The sequence below is a fragment of the Paenibacillus sp. 598K genome (assembly GCF_003851045.1).
Taxonomy (GTDB): Bacteria; Bacillota; Bacilli; order Paenibacillales; family Paenibacillaceae; genus Paenibacillus_D.
The window spans coordinates 1-538 of the sequence record NZ_BFBX01000151.1 but is presented as its reverse complement, the minus strand read 5'-3'; the positions used below and the strand labels follow the sequence as shown (position 1 = coordinate 538).

Sequence of the window (538 nt, the reverse complement as noted above, 5' to 3'; positions counted from 1 at the left end):
CGGCCGCTCGCGATCGAGGAGGAGCGGCCGCGGCTGAGCTGGAAGCTGCGCGCCGATGCGCGCGGCGCAATCCAGACCGCTTACCATATCCAGGTGGCAAAGGATGAAGGCTTCGCGGAGCTGGCGTGGGACACCGGACGCGTGGAGAGCGACCGTTCGGTGCTGATCGCCTATGACGGCGAGCCGCTGCAAGCCCGCACCCGCTACTATTACCGGGTGCAGGTGTGGGACGGAGCAGATGAGCCGTCCAGCTGGAGCGAGCCGTCCTGGTGGGAGACGGCGCTGCGCCGGGAGGAGTGGCAGGCGGCGTGGATCACCGCCGCTCGTCAGGGGGCTGAGGAGGTCGAGTCCGCAGACTATCTGCGGCGCGACTTCACGCTGGAGGGCGAGGTTGCAAGCGCCAGACTGTACGCGACAGCGCTTGGTCTGTACCATCTGTATGTGAACGGCCGCAGACCGGACGACTCGCAGCTCGCCCCTGGCTGGACCAGCTACACCAAGCGGCTCCAGTATCAGACCTACGATGTCACGGAGCTGC

General features: G+C 67.1%; 1 protein-coding gene. It reads left to right on the top strand.

Annotated elements, in window-relative coordinates; translation table 11 throughout:
- A partial coding sequence (locus tag PA598K_RS32070) for a glycoside hydrolase family 78 protein (RefSeq protein WP_185602351.1) occupies positions 1-538 on the top strand: 538 nt, incomplete at both ends.